Source organism: Nannocystis punicea (assembly GCF_026965555.1).
Lineage (GTDB): Bacteria > Myxococcota_A > Polyangia > Nannocystales > Nannocystaceae > Nannocystis > Nannocystis punicea.
This window is the reverse complement of sequence record NZ_CP114040.1, coordinates 10751596-10777371: the sequence shown is the minus strand read 5'-3', so window position 1 is coordinate 10777371 and position 25776 is coordinate 10751596. Positions and strand designations below refer to the sequence as shown.

Sequence of the window (25776 nt, the reverse complement as noted above, 5' to 3'; positions counted from 1 at the left end):
GGCGGTCGCCGAGGTCGGGTCGACGTCGGCGGGGCTGCCTCGAAGGACAGGAGCTGACCGATGCAGATCGAGCAAGACGTGATCGACGCGTGGATCGCCGCGCACGCCGGCAAGCAGGGCGATCAATGGCCGTCTCAGCGGACGCTGCGGGCGATCCTCCGCGACGGCGAGCTTCACCGCCACGAGGAAGACGCGCACGTGCTGGTGTGCCGCTCGGCGGCCGACGCCGACGCCCACCTGATCACGACCGCGCGCAAGCTGGCGGAGGAGCTCTCGGAAGCGGAGCTGAAGTTCATCAAGGCGACGCTGGCGGCCTGGAAGCCGAAGACAGTGTGGTTGGCGTGGTTGCAGCGGGACGTCCGGATGGGCCGCGAACACGAGGTGCTGCTCGACTCGTCGGGCCTGCGCACCGTGACGCGCAAGAAGATCAGCGGCTGGGCGATCTCCGTCGGCGTGACCATGGCCGACCTCGAGGCGCTCATGGCCGGGTGAGGGCTCAGCCGATCACGACCACTGCGCCGGCCTTGCGGTCGGCGGCGGCGCCGGTGAACTCGCGCAGCGCGGGGATGAAGGACAGCAGGTACCGCAGCGCTGCGTCGCCGTCGCGGGCCCAGATGTCGGGGTAGACGCCCGCCATCCGCTCGGGGGCGTAATACCTGGCGAGGTCGTCGGCGCGGCCCTCCCAGTCGAAGTCGTCGGCGAGCTTGTGCATCGCCGAGGGGCTGACGAAGCGGACCTGATACGCGCCGAGCTTCTCGGCCTGCTCCACGTCGAGCATGGCCGCCTCCAGCGGGTAGTCGCCGGCGACGAACAAGAAGCGCAGGCCGGCCCACGCCTTGTCGAGCCCGCAGCTCGGGCGCGAGCGATCGGCGAGGATCGCCGCCAACAGGGCAGGGTCGGCGCGACAGGCCTGGATCTCGTCCGCGGACAGTTCGGTGAGGCAGGCGGTGACGCTCATGCCGGCGCATCATCGGCTCGATGCGCGCCTGCGTCCAGGGCTCGCAGGGGGAGCGACCCTCCGGCGCCGCGAGCCCGGGGGGAACGATCTGGCCCTCGAGACATGTCGACGAATGCGGGGCGCGTCCGCGCGAGCGACACATTTGTCGTGTCCCTCCGCAACCTCCGCCCGCTGGTACGGGCGGCGGCGAGAGCCTATGGTGCGGCCATGAAGTTCGACCGATTCTTACTCCTTGGGCTCCTCGGCCTCGGCCCCGCCTGCGGCTCCGACAAGGGCGACACCGAGGGCGAGACGAGCGACGCGACCACCGGGCCGGGCACGACCGGGCCGACGACGACCTCCGAGACGGACCCCGGAGAGACGACGACCACGGGGACCACCGAGACGCCGACGACGGGCGAGACGACGACGACGGGCGAGACGACGACGACGACGACGGGTGAGACGACCACGGAAAACACGACGACGGGCGAGACGACGGGTGGCGGCTTCCCGGACGAGCTGGCGATGGGCTGCGGGTTCACGCGGCCGTGCGACGACGTCCTGCTGCTGTGCGGCAACGACACTTGGAACGACCAGTGCACCGAGCCGTACACGGCCGCGACCCAGTGCGCGCTGGAGAAGCTGGCGGCCGGCGAGGGGTTCCCGCTGCGTTTCGACATCAACGGGCTCCACGGCGAGGAAGAGTGGTTCGACCTCGTGTTCGACGGCGAGGGCGGGGCCCTGCGGCAGAACTGGCTCGAAGATCCGGGCTCGTTCGAGGATGCTCCCGTCGGCCCGGTCGAGCGCTGCGTCCTCAAGCCGGTCGACTTCTTCGCCGCCTGCCTCACCGTCGCCGCCGACGACCCGGCGCACGCGGAGTGCATGCTGTGGTCGGCGTGGTTCGAGAGCTGCGAGGCCGAGGCCGAGCCGATGTGCCCGACGATTTGATGCTCGAAGGACATGGCCTGAGAGCCATGTCCCGAAGAATCGCGGTGATCGGCGTGGTTCGAGAGCTGCGACGTGGCGCCGGACCGCGGCGCCCGATGGGCATCACTGGCAGGTGATCGAGGTGATCTCGGCGCCGTCGTTGCACTGGTGGTAGTCGAGCTGCTGATTGAGCCAGTTGCCGTCCTGCCAGTCGCACCAGTGCCACACGCCCTCGTCGTAGCCGGTGCAGCCGAACAGCTTGCCCTGCGGCGGGTCGCACGGGCGGCTGCCGTAGGCGACCTGGCCGCTCCAGGCGGCGAAGCCGAGCTGGGTGCACCAGGCGTTGAAGTCGTTGGTGACGTGCTGGGCCGGCACCCCGTTCTCGACCGCGCCGTACTTGATGAACGGGTTGTTGCAGGTCTTGTTGCCGTTGGCCACGCTCTCGCAGCGGGTGAACTGCTGGTTGGTGCCGTTCTGCGGGCACCAGCCGGTGGTGAAGTTGCCGCCGCACTGCGGCGCCTCGATCTGACAGGCGGCGCTGCAGCCGTCGCCGCCGGCGGCGTTGCCGTCGTCGCACTGCTCGACGCCGGCCTGCACGAAGGTGTCGCCGCACACGGCCGCCTGGCAATTGATGCAGGCGTCGCTGGAGTCGCCGTTGCCGTCGTCGCACGCCTCGCCCATCTGCACCACGGTGTCGCCGCAGCTGGCGGCGATGCACGCGTTGGAGCAGGCGTCGTTGTCGACCGCGTTGCCGTCGTCGCACGCCTCGCCCGGGCCGAGGAAGCCGTCGCCGCACTTCTGCGACGTACAGTCGCTCTTGCACGTGGCGGTGTCGGCGTTGTCGGCCCCGTTGTCGCACTCCTCCGCGCCGGCCAGCATGCCGTCGCCGCACACCGGCTCCGACTCGGGCACGCAGACGTCGTTTTCGCACAGCAGGCCGGCGTCGCAGGTCGCGTCGTCGTTGCAGGCGCAGAACAGGCTGCCGTCGGGGCAACCGCCGGTGCCGGCGCTGGCGGGCTCGGTGGTGGCGGCGGTGGCGGCGGTGGTGCCGGTCGTCGTCGGTTCGTCGGTGGCGGCGGTGGTGCCCGCGTCGGTGGTGGCCTCGACGTCCTCGGTGTCGGTGGCGGGCGCGGAGGTCGAGCTGAGGCCGTCGGTGGTCGCAGGCATCGACGTGGGCGCCGTCATCGACATCGAGGCGGAGCTCGGGACACCGAAGCCGGTCGAATCGGGGTCCTCGCCGCCGGCGCAGGCCGTCGCCCCGAATACATACAGAACCAGGTTCACGGGGCGAAATGCGCGCGTCACGACGATCGACGGTAGAGCCCGGCGGGGTCGCGGTCAACGTGATGGTCCGCGCGTGCCGGCGAGCGCTCGCGCGATGCCGCGTGACAAGATGACCCGGAGGACAGGTCGAGGACGGCGAACGCGGGGCGCTCGGCCGAGGCAGACCAGGGGCGTCCGCAGGCGCGCAGCGGGATCCCCTCGAGGCGCGAGGGCGCTGAGGCCGGTCACGCGCCCGGGCGGCATCGCGCGAGCGGGGCGAGAGATGGTTTTTTGGACATGGTCTTTGGGCCATGTAGAAACGACGCCGCGAGCCGGGGGCGTCGCCGCCGCGTCTTGGAGCGCGTCGAGCATCGCCGCGACGTCCGCAGGCACGGCTCGGCGCGACGGAGCTGGCGGCGCAGGTGGAAAAATCGTCTTCCGTGGGGCGTAAACCGGGTCGGGTTTCGCGCATGTCCCGCAGACGGGCCTGGTTCGCGCCAAAGTGAGCGCATACCCACGTGGTGACGCGTCCGGGGCCGCGGGGCTTGCCGCCGCGAGCGTGTCCGCAATGATCGAGGCCGACGATGTCCCCCATGCGCAGCTCGCTCGCCGTCTTCACGCTGATCCTCGCCTGCAACGCCGCGCGCAGCGATCGGACCGACGCGCCGGCGCCGGCCGAGACCGCGGCCTTCCGCGTCGAGGAGTTCGCGGTCGACCTCGATCGGCCGTGGGCGCTCGAGTTCCTGCCGGACGGGCGTCTCTTGCTGACCGAAAGGCCAGGTCGGCTGCGCATCGTCGGGACCGACGGGGCGGTGTCCGAGCCGCTGGCGAACGTGCCGGAGGTGTTCGCCCAGGACCAGGGCGGGCTGCTCGACGTCGCGCTCGCGCACGACTTCGCGACGTCGAGCCGGATCTACCTGACCTTCGCGGAGCCGCGCAAGGGCGGCTCCGGCACCAGCGTGGCGGCGGCGACGCTGCGCCTCGACGAGACGCCGCGACTGGAGGACGTGGCGGTGATCTTCCGCCAGCTGCCGACTTTCAACAATGGCAAGCACTTCGGCTCGCGGATCGCGGTGGCGGACGACGGCTCGCTGTTCGTCGGCCTCGGCGAGCGCTTCACCGACGAGACCCGCGAGAAGGCCCAGACCCTCGACAATCACCTCGGCAAGGTGGTGCGGATCCGCGGCGACGGCTCGATCCCGGGCGATAACCCGTTCATCGACGAGCCGGGCGCGCTGCCGGAGATCTGGTCGATCGGCCATCGCAACATTCAATCGGCGGCGATCCACCCCGAGACCCGCCAGCTGTGGATCGTCGAGCACGGGCCGAAAGGCGGCGACGAGGTCAACCTGCCCGAGCCGGGCAAGAACTACGGCTGGCCCCGCGTCAGCTACGGGGTCAACTACGACGGGACGCCGGTCGGCGACGGCAAGTCGAGCGGGCCCGGCTTCGTCGATCCATTGTATTACTGGGTGCCGTCGATCGCTCCGAGCGGGGCGATGTTTTATACAGGGGAAGCGTTCCCGGCCTGGCAGGGCGACCTGTTCGTCGGCGCGCTGGTCGAGGAGCACCTGTGTCGCCTCGACCTCGAGGACGGCCGGGTGGTCGGCGAGGAGCGTCTTCTGGGCGATCTGGGCCAGCGGATCCGCGACGTCGCCCAGGGGCCCGACGGGCTGGTCTACGTGCTCACCGACAGGGAGAACGCGAAGATCCTCCGCCTGTCGCCGGCCGATGATTGAGGCCGGGGATCAGAACACCGACGGGGCGACGTAGGGCTCGCTCCACAGCGTGACCTGCAGGGTCACTGCCTTGAACCATGCGGCGTGCATGGCGTCGACGTCGGCGGCGCTGTGGCCCCCGTTGGCCAGGAAGGGCTTGATTGTGGCGGTGATCGGGACGATGAAGGCGATCAGGTAGCGGAGGTGGATATGCGAGGCGGTCGAGACCACGCCGTCGGTGTGGTTCTTCTTGGCGGCGGTGTGGCGCAGGCCGATCTCGTGCTGATAGTCGAGCCAGGCGCGGTCGTACTGGGCCGCGCAGGTGTCGCGGATCCACTGGCCGAAGCGCTGGCGCACGCGGCCGAGGTACTGCGCGTCGGGTCGGCCATCGGCGCCGCTGAAGTAATGGACGAGGTGGGCATTGGCGCCGACGAAGCCGTACCAGACGTCGAGGATCGCCTCGACCTGCGGGCCGAGCACCTCGCCCGCCGCACGCAGGTGACGGAGGTCCTCGTCGCCGAGCAAGACGGTCTGCTTGAGCAGCGCGAAGTCGGCGTCCGAGATGGGGGAGGGGGCGACCTGGGGCGTGCCGTAGGTGTATCCGGGGATCGATGTCTGCGTCATGCTCGTCGGATATGGACAAGTTCGCCGGCGCGGAACATCCGACCAAAGTCGGGTGCTGCGGCGGCGGCCTCATATGTCCCGACAAGCATGTCGTGCGCGTCAATCATCGCTCGGGCGACGACGGATTGTCGCGACGTCAGGGGCGCAGGTCGAGCACGGCCTGGAGGGTCTGCGGGTCGTACGGGAACGAGACGTGCTGGTGGACCAGCTGCCACGCGCCGTCGATCTTGCGGAACACCCGGGTGCCGCGCGACCAGCTCTCGACGGGCGGCTGGCCCGGCTCCTGCGCATGCATGCGATTGAGGCCCCAGGTGACCGCGAGGTCGCCGTGGACGAGGATCCGCAGGTCGGGCACGTCCCAGCGGACATCGCCCTGCGTGGCCGTGAGGCCGCGCCGACAGACCTCGCGCACGGCCTCGACGCCGACCAACTGCAGCGGCGCCTCGTGCTCGTACGACACGACGTCGCGGGCGATCGGCGCCATCGAGGCGTCGAGGTCCTTGGCGGCGGTGGCCCGCGACCACGCGTCGTACAGCGCGCGCAGCTCGACCTCGGCCGCGCCCGTGTCCGCGAGGTGGCGCGCCAGCTTGCCGAAGCACTCGCCCCAACCCTCGGCGTTGCCGTCGCGCCGCTCCGTCGATTCGAAGCCGGTCTGGTGGAAGCGCATCTCGGTGCCCGAGCCGACCTCGGTGAACGAGACGGTCACGACGGTCTCGGGCCCCGCGCTGGTCTCGCTGACCTGAGTGAGGGTGAAGGACAATCGATGCGGCCGCGACACCTCGGTGAAGCGCCCGCGCTCGCTGAAACGGGCGCCGCGGTCGGAGCGATACTCGACGCGCCAGGTGCCCCCGGGGCGCGCGTCGACCTCGCAATCGGTGGTGGTGTAGCCCTCGGGCGCGAACCACTCGCGCACGTGCTCGGGGCGGATCCAGTTGTCGAACACCAGCTCGCGCGGGGCGTCGAACATCCGCACGATCACGATCTCACGGTCCTGTGAATCATCCGGTCCGGTCATGGTGCTTGCCTTTCTGCTGGCGCTTCAGCCGCTCGTCGAGGCGGTCGAAGCGGCGGTTCCACAGCTGGCGGTAGCTAGCGAGCCAGCGGTCGACGTCCGCCAGGGGCTCGGCGCGGATCCGGCTCGGCCGCCGCTGAGCGTCCCGCTCGCGCGTGACGAGCCCGGCGGCCTCGAGCACGCCGATGTGCTTCGACACCGCCCGCACCGTCATATGAAACGGCTCGGCGAGTTCGGCCACCGAGGCCTCCCCGGCCCGCAGGCGGTCGAGGATCGCCCGCCGCGTCGGGTCGGCGAGAGCGGCGAAGGTGGCGCTGAGGGCGTCTCGTGGCATGACGTGCGGAACCAGTTGGTTCTGGAACTAATTGGTTCTTTATGCCATACCGGGGGGGCTGTCAAGTCGGCCGGTCGAAGCTGTGCCAGGGCGACCGCATTTTGCCAGGGCCGCTCGAGTCGTGCCTCGTCCAATTCCCGGAGGATGCCGATTCGGTGGTACGAGCGGCGAACTCTGCAGTAGGGTTTTGGGATCGCCGGCGAAACGCCCGGGCCTCTCATTCCTGGGAGAGACCTCTCCGCCGGGCAGAGCTGTAGGCCCCTTCGAGACGGGCTTCGGGGGCGAGCGTGGAGAAATCGTCGATACTGCGATGATCCGGCAGTATTTGCATCGTCGACGATTCGATTGCGATGCTCCCTTATAATGGGCAAAGACACCGCGTTCCCTTGGCGGGAGACCCCAAACTCGTCGGATTGACGGGGCTCGGGAGCGACAGCGAGCGCCTCAGGATCTCTCGCCCTTGTCAAGGGGAGGTCCGCGGTGAGAGGGGCCGGGCGGCCGCGGGGGCGTCCGCAGGTTCCCGCGGTGAAAGGCGGGCGAGGTCGAGGGCGTTCGGGGGGCTGGTGTCCGCTATCATCGGCGAAGTCGCGGAGATGGGTCGCATGCACACGAGCTCGCGGTCGCGATATCTCGCCCGGGGGGCGCTCCTCGGGTCTGTCCTTTCAGCCAGCTTGATGCTGGCGCCGCAGGTCGCCCGGGCGTTCTGCGGCTTCTACGTCGGCGGGGCCGACACCAGGCTGTACAACAACGCGACGATGGTGGTGCTGATGCGCGACGGCACGCGCACCGTGCTGTCGATGCAAAACAACTATCAGGGGCCGCCGGCCGACTTCGCGATGGTGGTGCCGGTGCCGGTGGTGCTCAAGGAGAAGGACGTGAAGACGCTCGACCGGGCGGTGTTCGACCGGGTCGACGCCCTCGCGGCGCCGCGGCTGGTCGAGTACTGGGAGGAGGACCCGTGCGCGCCGGATTTCGACCCGGTGCTCGCGGTGAAACAAACGGCGCCGACGGACGTGGAGAGTGTGTCGAGCGTCCGTCGGGCCCGCGACCTCGGGGTCACGATCGAGGCCAAGTTCGCCGTCGGAGAGTACCAGATCCTCATCCTCAGCGCCGAGGACTCGAACGGGCTCGACACCTGGCTGCGCGGCGAGGACTACAAGATCCCCGCCGGCGCCGCGGCGGTGCTGCGGCCCTACGTGCAGGCGGGGATGAAGTTCTTCGTGGCGAAGGTCGACATCGAGAAGGCCGAGTTCGACGAGCGCGGGCAGGTCATGCTGTCGCCGCTGCGCTTCCACTACGACAGCGACACCTTCAACTTGCCGGTGCGGCTCGGGCTCATCAACTCGGGCGGGAAGCAGGACCTCATCGTCCACGTGCTGGCGCGGCAGGCCCGCTACGAGGTGGCGAATTATCCCAACGCGGCGATCCCCACCAACCTCGAGGTCGCAGAGGCGGCGCGCGGGGCGTTCGGGGCGTTCTACGCGGCGCTGTTCGACCGCACCCTGGCGCAGCATCCGGGGGCGGTGATCACAGAGTACGCGTGGGCGGCGGGCAGCTGCGACCCGTGTCCGCAGCAGCCGCTGAGCCTCGAGGAGCTGACGACGCTCGGGGCCGACGTCCTGCCGAGCACGGCCGCGGCGCTGCGCGGCGGGCACGCGGCGTCGGAGCTGCAGTGGCAGCTGCCGGGCGAGTTCGTGCTGACGCGCCTGCACGCGCGCTACGGCGCCGAGAACCTCGGCGAAGATCTGGTGTTTCGCGCGGCGGCGCCGATCGTCGGCGGGCGCGAGGTGTTCGCCGCCGAGGGCAAGCTCGAGCAGGGCGCGAGCGTGTCGCCCCACGACATGAACAACTTCCAGGCCCGCTACATCATCCGCCACCCGTGGCAGGGGCCGATCGAGTGCGAGTCGCCGCGGCGGGGGATCTGGGGCGGGCCGCCGCCCGGGCAAGCCGCCCAGGGGACGCAGGTGGCGCGCGATCTGGCGTTCGTGGCCCGCGACGCCGAGCTGTCGACGTTCCTGACCGGCGAGGCGGGGGAGACGGCCGCGCTGCCGTCCGGGCCATTCACGCCGCCGGAGCCGAAGACGCTGCCGCCGGCCGGCTGCGCCCGCTGCGACGCGGGTGAGGTCGGGGCCGCCGGAATGCTCGCGGTCGGCCTGCTGGCGCTGGTCCGGCGGCGAAGGCGAGGTGTCTCTTGAGACATTCTCTAATAGACATGGCGAATAGGACATGTCTCGAGGTGCACGTGATCGCGGCACCCGGCCATGGCGCTCGCTCGCGTGGGGGAGCGAGGCCGGTGGCGCCGCGCGGTGAATCGCTTTCGGAGCGGGTGCAGGGAGGGCGAGCCAATGTCGGCCTTCTTCTGCAATGTCCTAATAGACATGTCTTTAAGATCATGTCGAGGTGGGCGTGGGCCCTCGCGCTGGTGAGCGGCTGCGCGGGCGCGCCGGCCGGCGGCGAGGCGGCGCCCGTCGCGGTTCGGGCCAAGGAGTCGACCAGCCCGAGCGCCGCGCCGGCGCCGGTGCCCGGCGAGGTGCCGGCGGCGCTGCTGCCCGAGGACCGCGGGCCGTTCTTCCCGTCGTTGACGCAGGTGACGGGCCGGGTGACCGGGGCCGATCTGGCGGACACGACGGCGTGCGCCAGCTGTCACACCGAGATCGCGGCGCAGTGGCAGGCCAGCGCGCACGCGTTCGCGTCGTTCAACAACCCGATCTACCGCGCCTCGGTCGAGCGCTTCCGGACCGCGCGCGGCTTCGACACCAGCCGCTTCTGCGGCGGCTGCCACGATCCGTCGCTGCTGGTCGACGGGGCGATGGACGCGGCCGTGGCGGCGAGCGACCCGCGGGCCCACTCGGGGGTGACGTGCCGGACCTGCCACCAGGCCGAGCACGCGACCTTCGACGGCAACGGCAGCTATCGCCTGTCGGCGACCGTGCTGAAGGGGCCCGATCCGGAGGACCCGGCCAGCGTGGCGGCGCACAAGGTCGCCGCGAGGCCGGCGGCGCTGACGACGGCGCAGCTGTGCGGCTCCTGCCACCGCGCGTTCCTCAGCGAGGCGACCGGACAGCCGCATTACCTGCCGGGGACGGACGACATAGGGCCGTGGCTGCACTCGGTGTACGCCGGCAGCGCGGTGATGCGGATCGATCGAGAGACGTCGGAACAGACGTGCGCGTCGTGTCACATGCCGAACGAGAAGGCGAGCCGCATCGACCCGGCCGCCGACGCCGACGGGATGGTGCGCTCGCACCGGTTCCTCGGCGGCCACACCTGGCTGGCGGCGATCCGTGGCGACGAGGAGACGACCGCGCGGGTGCAGGCGTTCCTCCGCGGGGTGGTGTCGGTGGACGTCGCGGCGGCGACGATCCTGTCCTCGGGGCCAGGTGGCCCGGGCGCCGACGCCGGCGAGCACGCGCCGGCCGACGGGGCGCCGGTGCGCGCCGGCCAGCGGGTGGTGTTCGACGTGGTGGTCCGCAACGAGTCGGTCGGCCACAACTTCCCCGGCGGGACCCGCGACGCCCAGGACACCGTGGTCGAGCTGCAGCTGGTCGGGAGCAGCGGCAAGGTGCTGGCCGCCCCGGACGAGCCGCACCGGCTCGGCTCGGCGATGCTCGACGAGCACGGGGTGCCGCAGTGGGCGCGCGAGATCGAGGACCTGCGCGGGCTCGGCTACGACCACACGATCGCCCCGCGCGACGCGAGGGTGGTCCGCTTCGCGGTGGATGTCCCCGAGGACATGACCGATTGGCCAGTCAAGGCGGTGGCCCGGGTGCTGCACCGCAGCCGCACCGAGGCGCTGCGCGAGGTGACCTGCGCCGAGGGCCGCTCGCGCGCGGGCAAGGCGTACGCGGCGACCACGGCCAAGTGGACCGGCGAGCGGATCGACGCGTGCGCCGAGCAGCCGGTGACCGAGCTGGCGCGCGCGGAGGTGTGGGTCGGCGCGGGGGCGCCTGTCCCGACGGACAGGCGGCGCGACGGCGAGCGGCTGTACGTGCGCGGGCTCGGGCTGCTGCACGAGGTGCAGGAGCAGGTCGGCCGCGCCGGGGCCAGCTTCGAGCGGGCGCTGGCGCTGGTCGGCGAGGACGACGCGGACCTGCGGGCGGCGATCGTCGCCGGGCTGGCCGCGGTGGCCGGGCAGCAGGGGCGCGCGGAGGCGGCGGCGAAGCTGGCCGACGATGCGGCGGCGCTGGCCCCCGGGCACCCCGCACCAGCCTGGCTCAAGGGACAGGCGTACTCGGCGGTGTGGCGCTGGGAGCAGGCGATCGCGCCGCTGCGCAGCGCGGCGGAGGCGGCCCCGCGCGACCCGCTGGCCCACGCGGCGCTGGCCCTGGCGCTCGGGAGCGCGGCTCGACCGGCGGAGGCGATCGCGGTGGCGCAGCGCGGGCTCAAGTCGGGGGCGCGCCGCAACTACGACCTGCTGCGGCTGCAAGCGCTGGCGCTGGCCGACCTCGGCGGCGCCGACGTCCAGGCGGCGACTGCGTCGCAGCTCGAGCACCGACCGCCCGACGAGGCGCCCGACTGGCGCGCGGCCTGCCAGGAGGCCTCGCCGGCGTGCGCGCGGGAGCGAGTGCCGGTGCACACGCACGCGCTCGTGTGGCGCTGAAGAGAGGAGCTCGATGCGGAGACAGGCGCATCGTCGACGGCCCGACGCTGGTGCTTCCGGTCGTCTCGAGCGAGAGGTTCGGCGCGACCATGACAGGGAGGTAGGCCGGCAGGTCCGCGGGGCCGGGCTCACCCGGCGCGCACGTGGCGGAAGGTGACGTTGAAGCGAGGCTCGGTCACGCCGCGTCGGCGCGGCAGGGCGTGCTTGTAAAATTGCTGGCAGGTGCCGCGCATGACCAGCAGGCTGCCGGACGCCAGCAGGACCTCGTGCGTGGCGTCGGTGCTCTTGTGGCGCAGCTGGAACGGGCGCACGGCGCCGAGGCTGAGGCTGGCGATCGCGGAGCCGGGGACGAGGTCGCTGACCTTGTCGGCGTGCCAGCCGATGTAGTCGTCGCCGGTGCGGTAGAGGTTGACGAGGGCGTAGTTGAAGGGGTGGCCGCAGGCCGCGGCGATCCGGTCGCGGGCGGCGCGGAGGTGCGGGGTCCACGGGTGCGTGGTGCGGTCGACGCCGGCGTAGCGGTAGTGCAGGCCGTCGTCGCCGAAGGCGCACACCAGCCGCGGCGAGTCGATCGTCTTGCCGTACATCAACACCCGGTCGCGGTCGAAGCGGTCCTGCACCTGCTCGAGCTCGGCGAGCAGGGCCGAGCGCTCACCCGCGCTCAGGAACTCGGCGTCGTAGTCGACGATGGCGCCGTCGGCGTCGGCGATGATTTTACTATGGCTCATAGTACATGTCCTCGGGAGCAGGTAAAGGAGGCCGGGCGGCGGCGTCGAGAGCGTACGTCGTCGCGGCGACGCCGGGCAGCGCGACGACACGCCAGCCGATGCGAGGTCGCGCATGCGCAGAGGATGGGGGTAAGGCGATCCCGCGGACCTAGCCGGCCCGGACGTCTCGCGGCCCGGGGGTGCGGGTGCGCTCGCGGCCGGCGGCGTCGGCGAGGCGGCCGAAGCGAACCGCGTTGGCGACGGCGCAGGCCCGGGGATCATTGTTGAAAAAGACGAAGACGTCGCGGCGATCGGCGTAGAGCCGGGAGATCCGCGCGAGCCAGGAGGCCAGGGCGGTGTCGCCGTAGCACGGGCGCGGGGCGGCGGTGCCGCGATGCAGGCGGACGTAGCCCCAGTCGGCGGTGCGCTCGAGCGGGCCCTGCGGCCGGCCGTCGACGTCGGTGAGGCAGAGCGCGACGTCGCGGCGGCGCAGCGCGGCGAAGGTGTCGTCGGTGAACCACGACGGGTGGCGGAACTCGATCGCCAGGCGGTGACGCGCGGGCCACACTGTCAAAAAGTGCTCGAGGCGCTCGCGGTCGCGGGCCATCCGCGCCGGCAGCTGGAGGAGCACCGGGCCGAGCTTGTCGCCGAGCCGGCGCGCCCGCGCGAGCAGGCGCGCGACCGGCTCCTCGGGGTCCTTGAGGCGCTTCATGTGCGACAAAAAACGGCTGGCCTTGGTCGCGATCACGAAGTCGGCGGGGGTGTCGCGGCGCCAGCCGGCGAAGGTGTCGCCGTCGGGCAGGCGATAGAAGCTGTTGTTGAGCTCGACGGTGCGAAAGGCGGCCGCGTAGTGCGACAGCCAGCGGTGTTGCGGCAATCCCTCGGGGTAGAAGCGGCCCCGCCAGTCGCGGTACTGCCAGCCGGAGGTGCCGATCCACAACACGCGATCGGGTCTTGGCACGCGGCGACGAACGGGCAAGCGCGAACGGATTGCGCGCGCGGGCGCGGCCGGGTCCGCTTGTCGCGACTGCGCCGTTTGCTAAGGCTTCCACGTGATGTCGCGCGCTCTCCTCCCATGGCTCGCAGGCCTCGCGCTGGTCGCTTGCCAGCGCGAGCCGGAGGTCATGAAGGAGACGAAGGCCGATCCTTTCGCGGTCATCGCGGCGATCGACACCAAGGCGTCGTCCTACAAGGACCCGGAGCCGCCGACGACTGCGCCGCCGCCGGGGATGAACCCACGGACCCCGCGCCCGGCCATCAACCCGGCGGACGCGAAGATCAGCGGACGCACGCGGGTCGAGGCGGTCGACCGCCTGTTCTTCCGCGTCCCCGTCGAATGGGTCGCGGCCCCCGCCACCGGGCCCGACGTGCGGCCGGGCTTCATGCTGCCGGGGCCCGGCGGGGAGGCCCACCTCGACATCACGCGGTTCGCCACCGCGGGGGTCGAACCGACGGCGTACATCCGTCAATGGCGGGCGCAATTCACCACGGAGTCCGGAGCGCCGCTGTCCGACGAGCAGGTGCGGGTGCAGGAGATGGTCCGCGGGCCGCTCCAGGTGACGCTCGCCGACATGGGGGGCACCTACGCGGCCCCGGTCGCGCCGGGCGCGAGCGAGCGCTACAACGACCCCGGCTACCGCATGATGACGGCGATCGTGCAGTACCGCGGCGAGACCTACTTTTTCAAGGCGGTCGGGCCGGCGTTGACGATGGCGATCTGGGAGCACGCGTTCGGCGACTTCGCGATCTCGTTCACGCCGCAGTTCGAACCGTGACCTCGAGATGAACGAACGGGCATGTCTTTCGAGCCATGCTCGTTCGGTCATCTCCAGAACTGCCACCAGCGCCGGCGCGGCAGGGCGGCGTCGACGTCGGCGAGCCGGTCCCGCAGGACGGCGAGGAGAGCGTCGGCGGTCGGCTCGGGGCCGGGGCCGAGGTTGACGTTGGCCTCGTCGGGGGTGACCGTGCGGAGGGTGGTGGCGCCGGTGGGGGACTGGCCGAGGATGAAGTAGTGAAGGACTTCGGCCTCGCCCTCGGCGTGGACGAGGACCGAGAAGTACGGCGGGAGGACCACGCCGACGGGCGGATAATGCGGGTAGGCGAGCACCTGGCAGCGCAGCCGATCGCCGAGCGCGGCGGGCTGGACCGTCAGGGCGGCGACGTCCTGCTCGTGCGGCTCGGAGTCTTCGAGCTCGCAGGCCATCAGGTACATCACCGCCGGCGTCGTCCGCGGCTGCGTCTCGAGGTCGCGCAGCAGCTTGGCCGGGTCGGCGGCGATGCAGCGCGGCAGGACGAAGTACGCCGTGGTGTAGCAGAGCTGCGCGCGGTCGCGGACAGTCGTGGGCGGGGCGGGCATACGGCCCGCAGCATACCCGAGCGCCGGTCGTCACATCGGGATGAAGCAGGCGATCGTGGTGTCGATGCGGAAGTTCGACTGGTCAGTGTGGCGCTCGGCGTGGAAGACGTCCAGCGAGTACGACTCGCCGGGGGTGATGCCGAGGTAGTTCGCCTGGTCGTCGAGGTCGACCGAGTCCATCAGCTGCGGGTGGAGGCCGCCGAGGTCGAGGGCCAGCTTGCCGTTGATGAACACCCAGACGTCGTCATCGCCGATGAACGTGAACACCTCGCCGCCGAGGTACAAGAAGGTCGTGTGGATCTCGGTGGTGAAGGAGAAGTTGTGGGGCTGGCCCTCGTTGCCGAACCCGAGGCCGTCGATGGGGAAGAAGGTATTGTCGGCGAACTGATAGAGGCCGGGTTGGATCTCGGTCAGCGGCAGGTCGACCTGGAAGGTGTGATTGACGCCCGGCACGTCGTTGTACCACTGGGCGAACGCCGCGGGCCCGCTGGTCTGCGGGGTCGGGCCGGGGTTGGCGTAGACCGGCTTGTCGTCGGCGCCGAGGTCCTCCTTCACCAGGCCCTTGTAGGCAGTGTTGCCGCTGTAGTTCTCGAAGTCGGGGTGGGCGAAGGCGAAGTCGCGGATGGTCGCCTTGAGCACGCTGCCGCACGGGAGGTCGCCGGTGGTGGTGTCGGGCTCGCCGGTGCTGGTGCTCGTGCCGGGGTCGGCGGTGGTGCTGCTGTCGCCGGTGTCGTCGACGCCCATGGTGGTGTCGCCGGTGGTCGTGGTGTCGCCGGTGGTCGTGGTGTCGACGGTCGTGGTGCCCGGGGACGTGGTGGTCGTCGTGGTGTCGGGGCCGGTCTCGGTGGTCGGCGAGGTGGTGGTCGTGGTCGTCGTCTCGCCGGTGGTGGTCGTGGTGGCGGTGTCGCTGTCGCTGTCGCCGGAGTTGCTGCCGGCCGAGGTCGTCGGCGTGCCGGTCTCGCTGTCGCTGACGCCTCCGGACGGATCTCCGGCGGTGCCGGCGCTGGTGTCGGTGGTGCTGGCCTGCGTCTCGGTGCCGTCGGCGCCGGCGGTGGTGTTGCCCGAATTCCCACAGGCGGTCGCGAGCAAGAGCGCGACCGCGGTTTCGCGTCCCATCATTCCAACTCTCATGCCTCTATCGTGGCCGCGGCGGGCGCGAACCGTCAACGGTGGATTTGCCACCGCACGCCACCTACGTCGCGGACATGTGCGCCGCTCTGGGCGCAGAGGAGGGGCCTGTGTTATGAGCGCGGCGTGACGACGACGGAGGCGAGGCGCGAGTCGGGATCATCGTCTGCGCTGCAGATCGGGCCGTTGCGGGTGTGGCCGCCGGTCGTGTTGGCGCCCATGGCGGGCATCACGAATTACCCGTTCCGGGCGCTGTGCCGGCGCTTCGGCGCGGGGCTCTACGTCAGCGAGATGATCACTGCGGGGCCGCTGGTGCGCGGCGACGCGCGCAGCCTGCAGCTCTCGGACTTCGGCGCCGACGAGTCGCCGCGCAGCTTGCAGCTGTACGGCGTCGATCCGGCGACGATCGCCGGCGCGGTCCGCTTCCTCGTCGGCGAGGGCCGCGTCGATCACATCGACCTCAACTTCGGCTGTCCGGTGCGCAAGGTGACGCGCAAGGGCGGCGGCTCGGCGATTCCGGTCAAGCCGAACCTGCTCCGCGCGATCGTGCGGGCGGCGGTGAAGGCGGCCGGCGCGGTGCCGGTGACGATGAAGTTCCGCATGGGCATCGACGAGGCGCTGCTGACCTATCTGCAGGCGGGGGCGATCGGCGAGGCGGAGGGTTGCGCGGCGGTCGCCTTGCACGCGCGGACGGCCGCGCAGCTGTACTCCGGCTCGGCCCGCTGGGAGGCGATCGCGGCGCTCAAGCAGGCGGTGCGGACGATCCCCGTGCTCGGCAACGGCGACATCTGGGAGGCGAGCGACGCCATGCGCATGGTCCAAGAGACAGGTTGCGACGGGGTCGTGGTCGGCCGCGGCTGCCTCGGCAGACCGTGGCTGTTCCGCGAGCTGGCGGCCGCGTTCGCCGGCGCGCCCCCGCCTGCGCCGCCCTCGCTCGGCGAGGTGTGGTCGATCATGCTGGAGCACGCGGAGCGGCTGTGCGCGTGGATGTCCGAAGAGCCAGCCATGGCGGCGTTCCGCAAGCACGCGCGCTGGTACACCCTGGGCTTTCACAGCGCCGAGCCGGTGGTGCCCAAGCTGATGCAGGCGAGCCGCCTGGCCGAGCTGGCGGCGCTGGCGAGCGAAGTCGACCCGTCCGAGCCGTTCCCCGCGGCGGCGGCGCGGCTCGTGCGCGGCAAGAGCGGACCGCCGCAGAAGGTCGCGCTGCCGCACGGCTACCTCGACGACCTCGACGACGCGACGCCACCCGGACCGGACGCCGAGGACGCCGACTCCGGCGGGTGACGGAGATTTGGTGAGGTGGGCTCGCCAGTTGCGATCTCGCGGAGGCGACGTCGCGCGGGCCGTGATGTTGCGACCTCGAGGACGATGGCGCGCGGGCCGAACGAGTCGTGATGTCGCGAGGTCGGCTCGCTCGTAGCGACCTCGAGGACGATGGCGCGCGGGCCGAGTGAGCCGTGATGTTGCGAGGTGGGCTCGCTCGTCGCGACCTCGAGGACGACGGCGCGCGGGCCGAGCGAGCCGTGATGTTGCGAGGTGGGCCAGCGAGTCGCGACCTCGAGGACGACGGCGCGCGGGCCGAGCGAGCCGTGATGTTGCGAGGTGGGCCAGCGAGTCGCGACCTGGAAGTGGCGTCGTGCGGTCGGAGGTGGCGACGTGGGTTCGTTCGTAACGTCCTCGCGGACGACACCGCGCGGGCCCTCGCGCGCGGCTCGGTGCCGACGAGAGCTGCTGTTCGGACTGTTTTGGGTGCTCGTGCGAGCGGACCAGCGCGCCGGTCCGCGGCGGGCACGGCTGCGCTCGCCCGGGCGTGCCAATGCTGCGCCGCTCCTGGAGACGCGGCTCGCAGCCCGCAGGCGCGGAGGACGGGCCGCGCCCCGATGGGGTAGAGTGGGCGCATGAACTCGCCTGCACGCGCGCTGCGCTCGGACGACTTGCTGCGGCCGCGACCGATTTATGTGGTGTGGGAGACGACGCTGCGCTGCGACCACGAGTGTGCCCACTGCGGCTCGCGGGCCGGGGACGCGCGGCCCGACGAGCTGAGCACCGAGGAGCTGCTCGAGGTGGCCGACGCGCTGGTGCGCCTCGGCAGCCGCGAGGTGACGCTGATCGGCGGCGAGGCGTACCTGCGCGGGGATTGTTACCGGCTGATCGAGCACATGACGAAGGCCGGCGTCCGCGTGACGATGCAGACCGGCGGCCGCGGCCTGACGCAGGACCGCTGTCGCAAGCTGCGCGAGGCGGGGTTGGCGGCGATCGGGGTGTCGGTCGACGGTCCCGAGGCGGCCCACGACACCCTGCGCGCGAGCCCCGGCAGCCACGCGGCGGCGCTCAAGGGCATCCGCAACGCCCGCGAGGCGGGGATGCTGGTGACCTCGAACTCGCAGATCAACCGCCTCAACAAGGACGTGCTGCGCGAGACCGCGGAGCTGCTGGCGGACGCGGGGGTGGCGGTGTGGCGGGCGCAGATGACCGCGCCGATGGGCCGCGCGGCCGACCGCCCCGACTGGTTGCTCGAGCCGTACATGGTGCTCGAGGTGATCGACACTCTGGCGGACATCCAGCGCTGGGCCCAGCAGCGCGCCGCGGACCGCGGGATCGCCTGGGAGCGGGCGTTTCACGTCCGCCTCGGCAACAACCTCGGCTACTTCGGCCCGCACGAGCAGCTGCTGCGCACCCGCCCGGGCTCGCCCGACAGCTACTGGCAGGGCTGCTCGGCCGGCAAGTTCGTGATGGGCATCGAGTCCGACGGGACGATCAAGGGCTGCCCGTCGCTGCCGACCGCGCCCTACACCGGCGGCAACGTGAAGACTGCGGCGCTCGAGGACATCTGGAACGATGCGCCGGAGATCGCGTTCGCCCGCGAGCGCGGGACGTCCGAGCTGTGGGGCTTCTGCAAGTCCTGCTATTACGCGGAGGTGTGCCGCGCGGGCTGCTCGTTCACCGCCCACAGCGCGATCGGCAAGCGCGGCAACAACCCCTTCTGCTACTACCGGGCGACGCAGATGAAGCGCAAGGGGCTGCGCGAGCGCGTGGTCCTGCGCCAAGCCGCCCCTGGCGATCCGTACGACTTCGGCCTGTACGAGATCGTCGAGGAGCCGTGGGACGCGGCCCCGCCGCGCGCGACGGTGCGGCTGCCCGTGCTGGCGGGGTGAGCAGCGGCTGGTCGCTCGGGCATGCCCGAAGGGGCATGTCCTGGGGGACAGGGCGCTCCGGACCTGTCCTCACGGGCAGCAACGCTCAGGTGGTGCCGGGGACGCCGTAGTCGGGCTCGGGGCCGCCGGTGTTGGTCTGCGGGACGCCGTACTCGGGCTCGCCGACGGTCGCGGTGTCCTCGGTGGTGGTGCCGGCGGTGGTGCCCTCGGTCTCGCCGGTCGTGCCGGGGACGCCGTAGTCGGGCTCCAGCGTGGTGTTGGTGGTGGTGGTGGTGGCGAGGGTGTCGGTGGCGGGGACGCCGTACTCGGGCTCGGCGGAGGTCGGCGAGTCGGTCATGCCGCCGGAGTTGCCGTCGGTGGTGGCGCCCGAGGTGTCGTCGGTGGTGTTGCCGGTGGCGGTGCCGGTGGTGTTCTGGCCGGTGCTCGAGTCGCTGCCGCCCATCGTGTCGTCACCCTTGGCGGGGCAACCCGAGAGCGCCAGGCTCACCATCACCGCCGAGGCGGCGCGGCCCAGCCGGCCCTCGCGGTGCAGCTCGGCGCCGCAGTGCGGGCAGGTGGAGGTGTCCGACTTGATGTGCTCGCGGCAGGCAGGGCAGGCGTAGAGGCGAGTCGTAGGCAGTAAGGGCGGCGGGGCCATGTCCGGAATGGCACCACGCGGCCGCCCGGGCTGTCAATGCGCGCGGCCGCGATGGGCTCGCTTCAGCGCCGCCGCATCGGCCTCAGCGAGCGGAACACCAGGCCGAGGCCGCCGACCAGCAAGGTGAGGATCACGAGGGTGTTCCACAGGGTCGTCGGGCGGAAATGGATCTCGAGGTTGGCGATGATGCCGACGAAGATGAAGACGGCGCCCAGACCCGTGAGCGCCCAGCCGACCATCGAGCGCGCGCTGTAGAACAGGAAGCCGATCCCGAACAGCAGCGGCAGCAAGGTCAGACCGAAGGTGTTGTCGCCCCAGAAGCTCCAGTAGCCGCTGTGGACCATCACCTGGTTCAGCAGCAGGTACGCGCCCGCGCCCAACATGCCGAGGCCGAGCAAGAAGACGGGGAGCCCCCCGGGGGTGCCGCCGACGTCGCGGAGGTCGTGCATGCACGGGAGCGTAGCATCCACGAGGGGCTGCGCGCCCGCGGGCGCAGACGCGCGGCCCGAGGCGGGGGCCGGCGATCGATGGGGGTCAGGTGGTGCGGAGCTCCGACGGCGAGCGCAGGCCAGGACCTGCGGGGCGCGAGCGACAGGTCGGGAAGCGACGCTATTCGTGGTCCTGCAGCGGTACGTCGCGCGTGTCCGCGTCTGCCCGGCCTGGCGGCGTGGGTCGCGTGGTTGTACCGGAGCGAGGTGCCGGCGCTCGGCGACCTGGTTCACGCGGCGTTCACCGGCGGAGACACGGACACCGCCCCCGGCGGGTGCGGTTGTCGAGAGAGCTCCGCGGGAGGTTTCTGCGGGCTCGTCATGAGCCTGCTCGCGCGTCGTCGTCGGCGCGCGGCGGGCTCGAATCGAACCTCGGATAGCCTGTTCGAAACGACAGGTCCGAAGGGGCAGGTGCTCAGCCGGCCGGCTTGGCGTACTTCTCGATGCAGACCCGCATGATGTCGGAGATCGACGACTTGAGGGTCTTGTCGGTGGCGGCGTCGAGGGCGGCGACCTGGCAGGCGGCGGCCTCGATGCTGCCGAGGCCGGTGCAGCCGTTGACGGTCATCGGCCGCTGGGTGCCCTGGGCGGCCTTGAGCTTCTCGAGCTCGGGGCCCTCGAACATGCGCTCGAAGAACTTGAGCTGGGCGTCGGCGACGGCGTCGCAGGCCTTCTTGATGTCCTTCGGCAGCTTGGGCGGGAGGGTGGCGAGGGCGTTGACGGCGGCGATCCGCGCGTCCTCGGCGTCCTTCTCGGCCTTGGCCTTGGCCTCGCGTTCGGCCCGGCGCTTGGCGATCGCGTCGTCCTCGACCTTCTTCGGCTCCTCGGCCTTGACCTCGGGCTCGGCCTTCTTGGCCTCGCCGGCGCAGGCGGTGCTGAGTGAGAGGGCGAGGACGAACGGGACGGCGCGGCGGACGGGCATCGTGGCGCGGAGGATCGCACGCCCGCGGCCTGGGGTGAAGAGGGGCCGCGCGGCCTCTGGGGCGGAATTACCGGCCCTTGGCGGCGCGTTCACCGGCGGCGGCGACCGCCCGGCGTCGAGCTCGCGTACGAGCGCGGCGGTGGTGATGCAGGAGGGAAATGCACGGCCATGCGCTGGCGCGGTGCTGCCCAGGTTTCGTGCGTGGCCCATGCGTCGCCTCTGACGCGGCGGGGGGGGGCCGCGGTGCTGCCCAGGTTTCGCGCTCGCAGAGGTGCTGCGTGGCCCATGCGTCGCCTCTGACGCGGCGGGGTGGGGCCGTGGTGCTGCCAGGCTTCGCGCTCGCAGCGGCACTGCGTGGCCCATGCGTCGCCTCTGATGCGGCGGGGTGGGGCCGCGGTGCTGCCCGGGCTTCGCGCTCGCAGAGGCACTGCGTGGCCCATGCGTCGCCTCTGACGCGGCCGCGCGGAGGAACTGCCCGGGTCGCGCGCGATCTACAGGCGCACGGCGGCGCGGTGGAACCGCTGGCGGAGCGGCAGGATCGGCGGGCCGTTGCGCGTCGGGTGGACCCTGTTCGCCAGCAAGATCGCAATCAGCGGGCCGCGGCCGTCGGGCGGGGTGGGATCGATCCACAGGCTGGTGCCCGTGAACCCCGTGTGACCGGAGGCGCGCGCGGACAGGACGTCGGCGGCGGTGCCGCTGCCGTCGGGGCTCGGGCTGTCCCAGCCGAGCTGTCTCGTGGAACCTGGTACTTTGGACATGGTCCAAAAGACATCTCGAAGCGAGGGGTGGAGGCCGGGCAGGGTGCACTCGAGCCAGGCGCGCGCGAGCTCGAGCACCGCCGCGGCGTCGCCGAACAGGCCGGCGTGGCCGGCGACGCCGCTCATGACGAAGGCGTTGTCGTCGTGGACCTCGTAGTGGGCGCAGCGGACGGGGGCGCGGCAGGCGAACCAGCTGGGCGGCCCTTCGGGGTGCAGCGCGGGGTCGTAGACCTCGGTCGGGGCGACGCGGTGCTGCTGGGCCGACGAGGGCCCGCGGGCGCCGAGGATGCGGTGGAAGCCGAGGCGGGGGACGTCGCCGCGGTGGAGGTCGAGCGGCCAGGCGATCTTGTCGTCGAACAGGCGGTCGAGCGGCTTGCCGTGGAGGCGCTCGAGCCAGGCGCCGAGGATCATAAACCCGAGGTCGCTGTAGACGGCCTTGCTGCCGAGCGGGTACTCGGGCGGGGTCTCGGCGATCCGGTCGAGGACGCGCTCGGGGCGGCCGGGCTTGAGGTCGGCGAAGTACTCGCGGTGCGCGGGCAGGCCTGAACTATGAGACAGGAGGTGCGCCAGCGTGGCCCCCGGGCAGGCGCGATCCCACTCGGCCGGGACGGGGGTCGTGAGTTCGACCCGCCCCTCGGCGACGGCCAGGGCCGCGAGGCCGGTGGTCGCCAGGACCTTGGTCAGCGAGGCGAGGTCGTAGACGGTGTCGCGGCTGACCGCGCGCAGGTAGCCCGGGGCGCCCTCGTAGCTGCCGAGGTCGCCGTGGGCCTCGTGGTAGACCTCGGCGCCGTCGCGCCAGACGAGGGCGACGCAGCCCGGGTAGACGCCGGCGCGGACGCCGTCCTCGAGGAGGTCGAACAGGTCGCGATGCGGATCTTCACGCACGCCGGCGAGCTTGCAACACCCGCGGCGCGCTTGCTAGATCGCCGCCCATGCCGCTGCCCGTCGCCTCCGAGTCCGAATTGCGTCGCCGCCTGATCGTCGCGCTCGACGTGCCCGACGCCCGCGCCGCGGTCGCGGCGGCCCAGACGCTGCAGGGCCACGTCGGCATGCTGAAGGTCGGGCTCGAGCTGTTCGTGGCCGAGGGCCCCGAGGTGGTGCGCCGCCTCCGCGGCGAGGTGCCGGACCTCGAGATCTTCCTCGACCTCAAGCTCCACGACATCCCCAACACGATGTGCGGGGCGATCCGCTCGGCTCGCTCGCTCGGCTGTCGCTTCATCACGGTCCACGCCGGCTCGGGCCTGGCTCACCTCAAGGCGTGCGTGGCCGAGGCCGGTCCGGAGCTCGGGGTGCTGGCGGTGACCGTGCTGACCAGCCAGGACGCGGCCGCCTGCGCCGAGGCCGGGCACACCCGCACGCCCGCCGAGCTGGTGGCGCTGCGGGCCGCGCTCGCCCGCTCGGCCGGCTGCGCGGGGGTGGTGTGCAGCGGGCAAGAGCTGGCCGGGGTGCGCGCGGCGGCCCCGGGCATCGCCTGCGTGGTGCCCGGCATCCGCCCGGCCGGGGCCGACGTCGGCGACCAGAAGCGGGTGATGACGCCGGGTCAGGCGATCGCCGACGGGGCCGCGTACCTGGTGGTCGGGCGGCCGATCCTCGGCGCGCCCGACCCGGCCGCCGCGGCCGACGCGATCGTGGCCGACATGCTCGACGGCGCGGAGGCGAACTGACGGGGCTGGCACGCGAAAACTATGGGTGTGCAACGGCGGGCACTGCAATGGGAGCGCCGATTTTGACGGCGACCGGAGTCCAGATATCTATATCTATCGCCGCCGTGTCGATCGATACGATCAAGGCATATCGAACTCCCAGATTACTTCGGTCTTGCCTCTTAAGCTCTTTCCACCATCCCGACACTGGATATACAGCTACGACTCCACGGGCGGCTAGGTCCGCAGCTGTGCCATGCCACATGTCAGCATGTAATGAGCCACTGGTTTGTGCTGATTCGCCGAGGAACCAACCATTGTCATCGGGCTTGCTAGGCCGGCCTTCATCTTCAGTCAGTGCACGAGAATTGATGCGTTTTCGAAATTCCTCGACGGTCTCAACAGAATGCTTAACAGCAAAACGCAGTCCATGCGAAGCATAGCGAAAGCGAGCCGTCCGGCCACGACGAGCGGGATTGGGCTCGATGAAATATGAGAGCGTAATCCGGAGACGGACTTGTGCGTCGCCAAGTGATTCGAGGATCTCGGTGGGCCACGGTAAATTGTAAAGATGCATCTCGCGTAGTTTACCCTCTGCAAAAGGACAAATCTCGCTTTGAGCGATAAGAGTGAGGCTGTTAGATGCACTTCGCGTAGCTCGGGATTCACTGGGAACACCGAATCCGTATCTCCTGACGAGCGCGAGGCGAGCTCTTTTGTTCTTTACTAACGCGATGTGACCCAGCATGGTGTTCGTCCATTCAGCGGAGTGAACCACAATTCCGCGGATGGTTTCAGGGCGGAACGAGGGGTACTGACTGGCAATCCTAGCGCACATGCGGGCGACTTGAGCGCATGCTGCGCTAGTCGCCCAACTCAGGGTAAAAGCTTTTTGATCCGGTCGGCAGTAAGTGGTCAGCAAGGATAACTCTTCGATTGGAAAATCAAGTGTACCGCTCTGACTAACGGCCACATTTCCCCCTTCCGCGACGACGTCCGGCTTTATAGGCCAGATTTTGGCGAAGCTGACCGAGGTACTGCTCCAAACCGTAAGCTCCCCCGGTTTGACCAGAGGCTCCCAGCCCGCCCGATGTGGATCGGTGATGATCGCTCGGTCAGTGAAAGCGCCAACAGTGAGTGCATTCCATGCTTGAGCGGGGTCCTGGATTGACTCTAAATCGCTGCGAGTCAGATGATCTTTCTCGGGAGGATCGATGTTTCCGGCGGCTATGACAAACAGCCGGGAAAAATTATTATTGTCGAGGTAGAGCAATTCATTCGAACTTGCGTCAATACTTCGCCCTGCAGACAAGGCGTCAATAGATGCGGACCACGACGAGGGCTTTCCGCGAGCAAGTTGATCGGATGATGTGATAGCCATCGAGAAAACTCGAGTTCTCGCAGGTGCTTGGACCTCCGGATAGCTCACCGCGGTGGCCGTGATTGCGCCGTATAAGTCTGGCGCGTTACGGCCGCGAGGTGGAATGAGCTTGACGGCCTCGATGCGATGTCGGAGCACGACAGGGCCTGACGAACCTATGACCTGCGCGAGGTCGCCAAAGAGAGCGAGACCGGCCATTTCAGTACCGTGTCCTCTGCTATCATCATGCCCACCCCATCGCGGATCGGCGGCGTGAACATCTGCCAGATCCAACGCCGGAGCCAGCAGGGGGTGTCCCTGCGTCACGCCAGTATCGAGAACACAAACAGCAGGGGCATCCGATGAGGGGGCAATGAGACGCTCAGCGAGTTCTTGTGCCCAGGCAGCTTGTGCTTGCGGTGATTCATTCACGATAAACGTTGCGAGCTCTTTCGCGCGACGAAGCTCAGCAAGGTCGGCCAGAATATCAATGGACGTAGAGATTTGCTCAGCGGACGCATGAGCGAGTATGATGATTCGATCATGAAACGTCATATGGCGCTCGCCTAGCAGTATCTGCGACGACTCGGCAAAAGAGCGAAGGCGACGTACTTCGCCTCCGTCCGTTCTTCGAAGCCAGAGCTCCCACCAGATGACTTGCTCATCCGGTGGAAAGCCGCCTTCTTCGTCGGTCCAAAGGGCACGCACGGTTGCGAGGCGTAGTGCTCCGATACGGTCGAATGTATCTTCGTAGCGCCGCTCTCCGGGCCTCTTGGGAGTCAACTGGGAGTAGGCTTCAAGACGCTTAATGAAGTGCGCAAGTTGCCCGTCCGGCACGAACACGGTCGCTTTCTGTACTAAGGATTGCGTTTCTCCAGTTGTGGAGATGGTTTCGGTCTGGTTGACGACCTCAATCCCTTTGCGCAAGTCTTGCAAGCTCGCGGTCGCTAATGCAACGCCAGGCTGACTCTCAACTTCGATATAGAGTCCGGATATTGCACTTGTCACAGTGAATGGGCGATTGGTTCTGCGCACATATCCATCTGCTTCCGCCTTCTCGATTGAGCGCGTCAGCTGTTGCCCATGTGCCGGTCTCCCTGCTAAGGGCGGCGGGATCTTTTGTGAGCCGCCGCCGCTTCGAGAGAATGGCTCGGTAGCGGGAGGATCTTGAAGAATGAGATGAGAACGATCTCGAGGTGCCGCCATG

General features: G+C 70.2%; 23 protein-coding genes. 9 read left to right on the top strand and 14 right to left on the bottom strand.

Annotated features, from left to right (window positions below; genetic code table 11):
• Positions 1 to 60 precede the first annotated feature (60 nt).
• Positions 61 to 492: a hypothetical protein gene (locus O0S08_RS41240; protein WP_269035005.1), complete on the top strand. Its 432-nt coding sequence runs from the start codon at positions 61 to 63 to the stop codon at positions 490 to 492.
• A 4-nt stretch (positions 493 to 496) separates the two neighbouring features.
• Here the strand turns inward: O0S08_RS41240 and O0S08_RS41235 are convergent, their stop codons facing one another.
• The gene (locus O0S08_RS41235; protein ID WP_269035004.1) at positions 497 to 958 is read right to left on the bottom strand and encodes a DUF1877 family protein; all 462 of its coding nucleotides are present in this window, start codon (positions 956 to 958) and stop codon (positions 497 to 499) included.
• Between the two features lie 207 nt (positions 959 to 1165).
• On the opposite strand from O0S08_RS41235, the gene O0S08_RS41230 reads away from it, so the two are divergent.
• On the top strand, positions 1166 to 1888 hold the full coding sequence (locus tag O0S08_RS41230; protein ID WP_269035003.1) for a hypothetical protein: 723 nt from the start codon (positions 1166 to 1168) through the stop codon (positions 1886 to 1888).
• 102 nt (positions 1889 to 1990) lie between these two features.
• Here O0S08_RS41230 and O0S08_RS41225 read toward each other — a convergent pair whose 3' ends face one another.
• Positions 1991 to 3151, bottom strand: coding sequence for a DUF4215 domain-containing protein (locus tag O0S08_RS41225; protein WP_269035002.1), 1161 nt, complete (start codon positions 3149 to 3151; stop codon positions 1991 to 1993).
• 572 nt (positions 3152 to 3723) lie between these two features.
• Between O0S08_RS41225 and O0S08_RS41220 the strand changes: the two genes are divergently transcribed.
• Positions 3724 to 4869, top strand: coding sequence for a PQQ-dependent sugar dehydrogenase (locus O0S08_RS41220; protein WP_269035001.1), 1146 nt, complete (start codon positions 3724 to 3726; stop codon positions 4867 to 4869).
• Positions 4870 to 4878: 9 nt separating this feature from the next.
• On the opposite strand, the gene O0S08_RS41215 is transcribed toward O0S08_RS41220, so the two are convergent.
• From O0S08_RS41215 to O0S08_RS41205, 3 genes are all read right to left on the bottom strand, one after another.
• Entirely contained in the window at positions 4879 to 5472 is a 594-nt protein-coding gene (locus O0S08_RS41215) for a protoglobin domain-containing protein (RefSeq protein ID WP_269035000.1), read from the bottom strand.
• 136 nt (positions 5473 to 5608) lie between these two features.
• On the bottom strand, positions 5609 to 6487 hold the full coding sequence (locus O0S08_RS41210; RefSeq protein ID WP_269034999.1) for an SRPBCC domain-containing protein: 879 nt from the start codon (positions 6485 to 6487) through the stop codon (positions 5609 to 5611).
• Positions 6471 to 6818 (bottom strand): ArsR/SmtB family transcription factor, encoded by a 348-nt coding sequence (locus O0S08_RS41205; protein WP_269034998.1) that lies wholly within the window; start codon positions 6816 to 6818, stop codon positions 6471 to 6473. The genes O0S08_RS41210 and O0S08_RS41205 overlap by 17 nt, the downstream gene beginning before the upstream one ends.
• A gap of 602 nt (positions 6819 to 7420) precedes the next feature.
• On the opposite strand from O0S08_RS41205, the gene O0S08_RS41200 reads away from it, so the two are divergent.
• Together O0S08_RS41200 and O0S08_RS41195 are read left to right on the top strand one after the other, a co-directional pair.
• The gene (locus O0S08_RS41200; protein ID WP_269034997.1) at positions 7421 to 9013 is read left to right on the top strand and encodes a DUF2330 domain-containing protein; all 1593 of its coding nucleotides are present in this window, start codon (positions 7421 to 7423) and stop codon (positions 9011 to 9013) included.
• A gap of 197 nt (positions 9014 to 9210) precedes the next feature.
• Positions 9211 to 11418 (top strand): multiheme c-type cytochrome, encoded by a 2208-nt coding sequence (locus tag O0S08_RS41195; protein ID WP_269034996.1) that lies wholly within the window; start codon positions 9211 to 9213, stop codon positions 11416 to 11418.
• A 128-nt stretch (positions 11419 to 11546) separates the two neighbouring features.
• On the opposite strand, the gene O0S08_RS41190 is transcribed toward O0S08_RS41195, so the two are convergent.
• Positions 11547 to 12143, bottom strand: a complete 597-nt coding sequence (locus tag O0S08_RS41190; RefSeq protein ID WP_269034995.1) for an alpha-ketoglutarate-dependent dioxygenase AlkB family protein — start codon at positions 12141 to 12143, stop codon at positions 11547 to 11549.
• A gap of 148 nt (positions 12144 to 12291) precedes the next feature.
• Positions 12292 to 13083 carry a DUF72 domain-containing protein gene (locus O0S08_RS41185; protein ID WP_269034994.1) on the bottom strand — a complete coding sequence of 264 codons (792 nt, stop codon included), beginning with the start codon at positions 13081 to 13083 and terminating at the stop codon, positions 12292 to 12294.
• A gap of 94 nt (positions 13084 to 13177) precedes the next feature.
• Between O0S08_RS41185 and O0S08_RS41180 the strand changes: the two genes are divergently transcribed.
• On the top strand, positions 13178 to 13897 hold the full coding sequence (locus O0S08_RS41180) for a hypothetical protein (protein WP_269034993.1): 720 nt from the start codon (positions 13178 to 13180) through the stop codon (positions 13895 to 13897).
• 47 nt (positions 13898 to 13944) lie between these two features.
• Here the strand turns inward: O0S08_RS41180 and O0S08_RS41175 are convergent, their stop codons facing one another.
• Both O0S08_RS41175 and O0S08_RS41170 read right to left on the bottom strand, forming a co-directional pair.
• The gene (locus O0S08_RS41175) at positions 13945 to 14478 is read right to left on the bottom strand and encodes a hypothetical protein (RefSeq protein ID WP_269034992.1); all 534 of its coding nucleotides are present in this window, start codon (positions 14476 to 14478) and stop codon (positions 13945 to 13947) included.
• Positions 14479 to 14508: 30 nt separating this feature from the next.
• Complete coding sequence (locus O0S08_RS41170) at positions 14509 to 15594, bottom strand: fibro-slime domain-containing protein (protein WP_269034991.1); 1086 nt, start codon at positions 15592 to 15594, stop codon at positions 14509 to 14511.
• Positions 15595 to 15732: 138 nt separating this feature from the next.
• On the opposite strand from O0S08_RS41170, the gene dusB reads away from it, so the two are divergent.
• Together dusB and O0S08_RS41160 are read left to right on the top strand one after the other, a co-directional pair.
• The gene (gene dusB, locus O0S08_RS41165) at positions 15733 to 16890 is read left to right on the top strand and encodes a tRNA dihydrouridine synthase DusB (RefSeq protein ID WP_269034990.1); all 1158 of its coding nucleotides are present in this window, start codon (positions 15733 to 15735) and stop codon (positions 16888 to 16890) included.
• Between the two features lie 614 nt (positions 16891 to 17504).
• Positions 17505 to 18761 (top strand): radical SAM/SPASM domain-containing protein, encoded by a 1257-nt coding sequence (locus O0S08_RS41160; RefSeq protein ID WP_269034989.1) that lies wholly within the window; start codon positions 17505 to 17507, stop codon positions 18759 to 18761.
• An 85-nt stretch (positions 18762 to 18846) separates the two neighbouring features.
• Here O0S08_RS41160 and O0S08_RS41155 read toward each other — a convergent pair whose 3' ends face one another.
• The 4 genes from O0S08_RS41155 to O0S08_RS41140 form a co-directional block, all read right to left on the bottom strand.
• Positions 18847 to 19398: a zinc ribbon domain-containing protein gene (locus O0S08_RS41155; RefSeq protein ID WP_269034988.1), complete on the bottom strand. Its 552-nt coding sequence runs from the start codon at positions 19396 to 19398 to the stop codon at positions 18847 to 18849.
• 62 nt (positions 19399 to 19460) lie between these two features.
• Complete coding sequence (locus O0S08_RS41150) at positions 19461 to 19847, bottom strand: hypothetical protein (protein ID WP_269034987.1); 387 nt, start codon at positions 19845 to 19847, stop codon at positions 19461 to 19463.
• Positions 19848 to 20301: 454 nt separating this feature from the next.
• Positions 20302 to 20808 (bottom strand): hypothetical protein, encoded by a 507-nt coding sequence (locus O0S08_RS41145; protein ID WP_269034986.1) that lies wholly within the window; start codon positions 20806 to 20808, stop codon positions 20302 to 20304.
• Between the two features lie 491 nt (positions 20809 to 21299).
• Positions 21300 to 22451 (bottom strand): serine hydrolase domain-containing protein, encoded by a 1152-nt coding sequence (locus O0S08_RS41140; RefSeq protein ID WP_269034985.1) that lies wholly within the window; start codon positions 22449 to 22451, stop codon positions 21300 to 21302.
• A 47-nt stretch (positions 22452 to 22498) separates the two neighbouring features.
• Between O0S08_RS41140 and pyrF the strand changes: the two genes are divergently transcribed.
• Positions 22499 to 23230: an orotidine-5'-phosphate decarboxylase gene (pyrF, locus tag O0S08_RS41135; RefSeq protein WP_269034984.1), complete on the top strand. Its 732-nt coding sequence runs from the start codon at positions 22499 to 22501 to the stop codon at positions 23228 to 23230.
• Between the two features lie 19 nt (positions 23231 to 23249).
• On the opposite strand, the gene O0S08_RS41130 is transcribed toward pyrF, so the two are convergent.
• Entirely contained in the window at positions 23250 to 25775 is a 2526-nt protein-coding gene (locus O0S08_RS41130) for a S8 family peptidase (RefSeq protein WP_269034983.1), read from the bottom strand.
• Position 25776 lies beyond the last annotated feature (1 nt).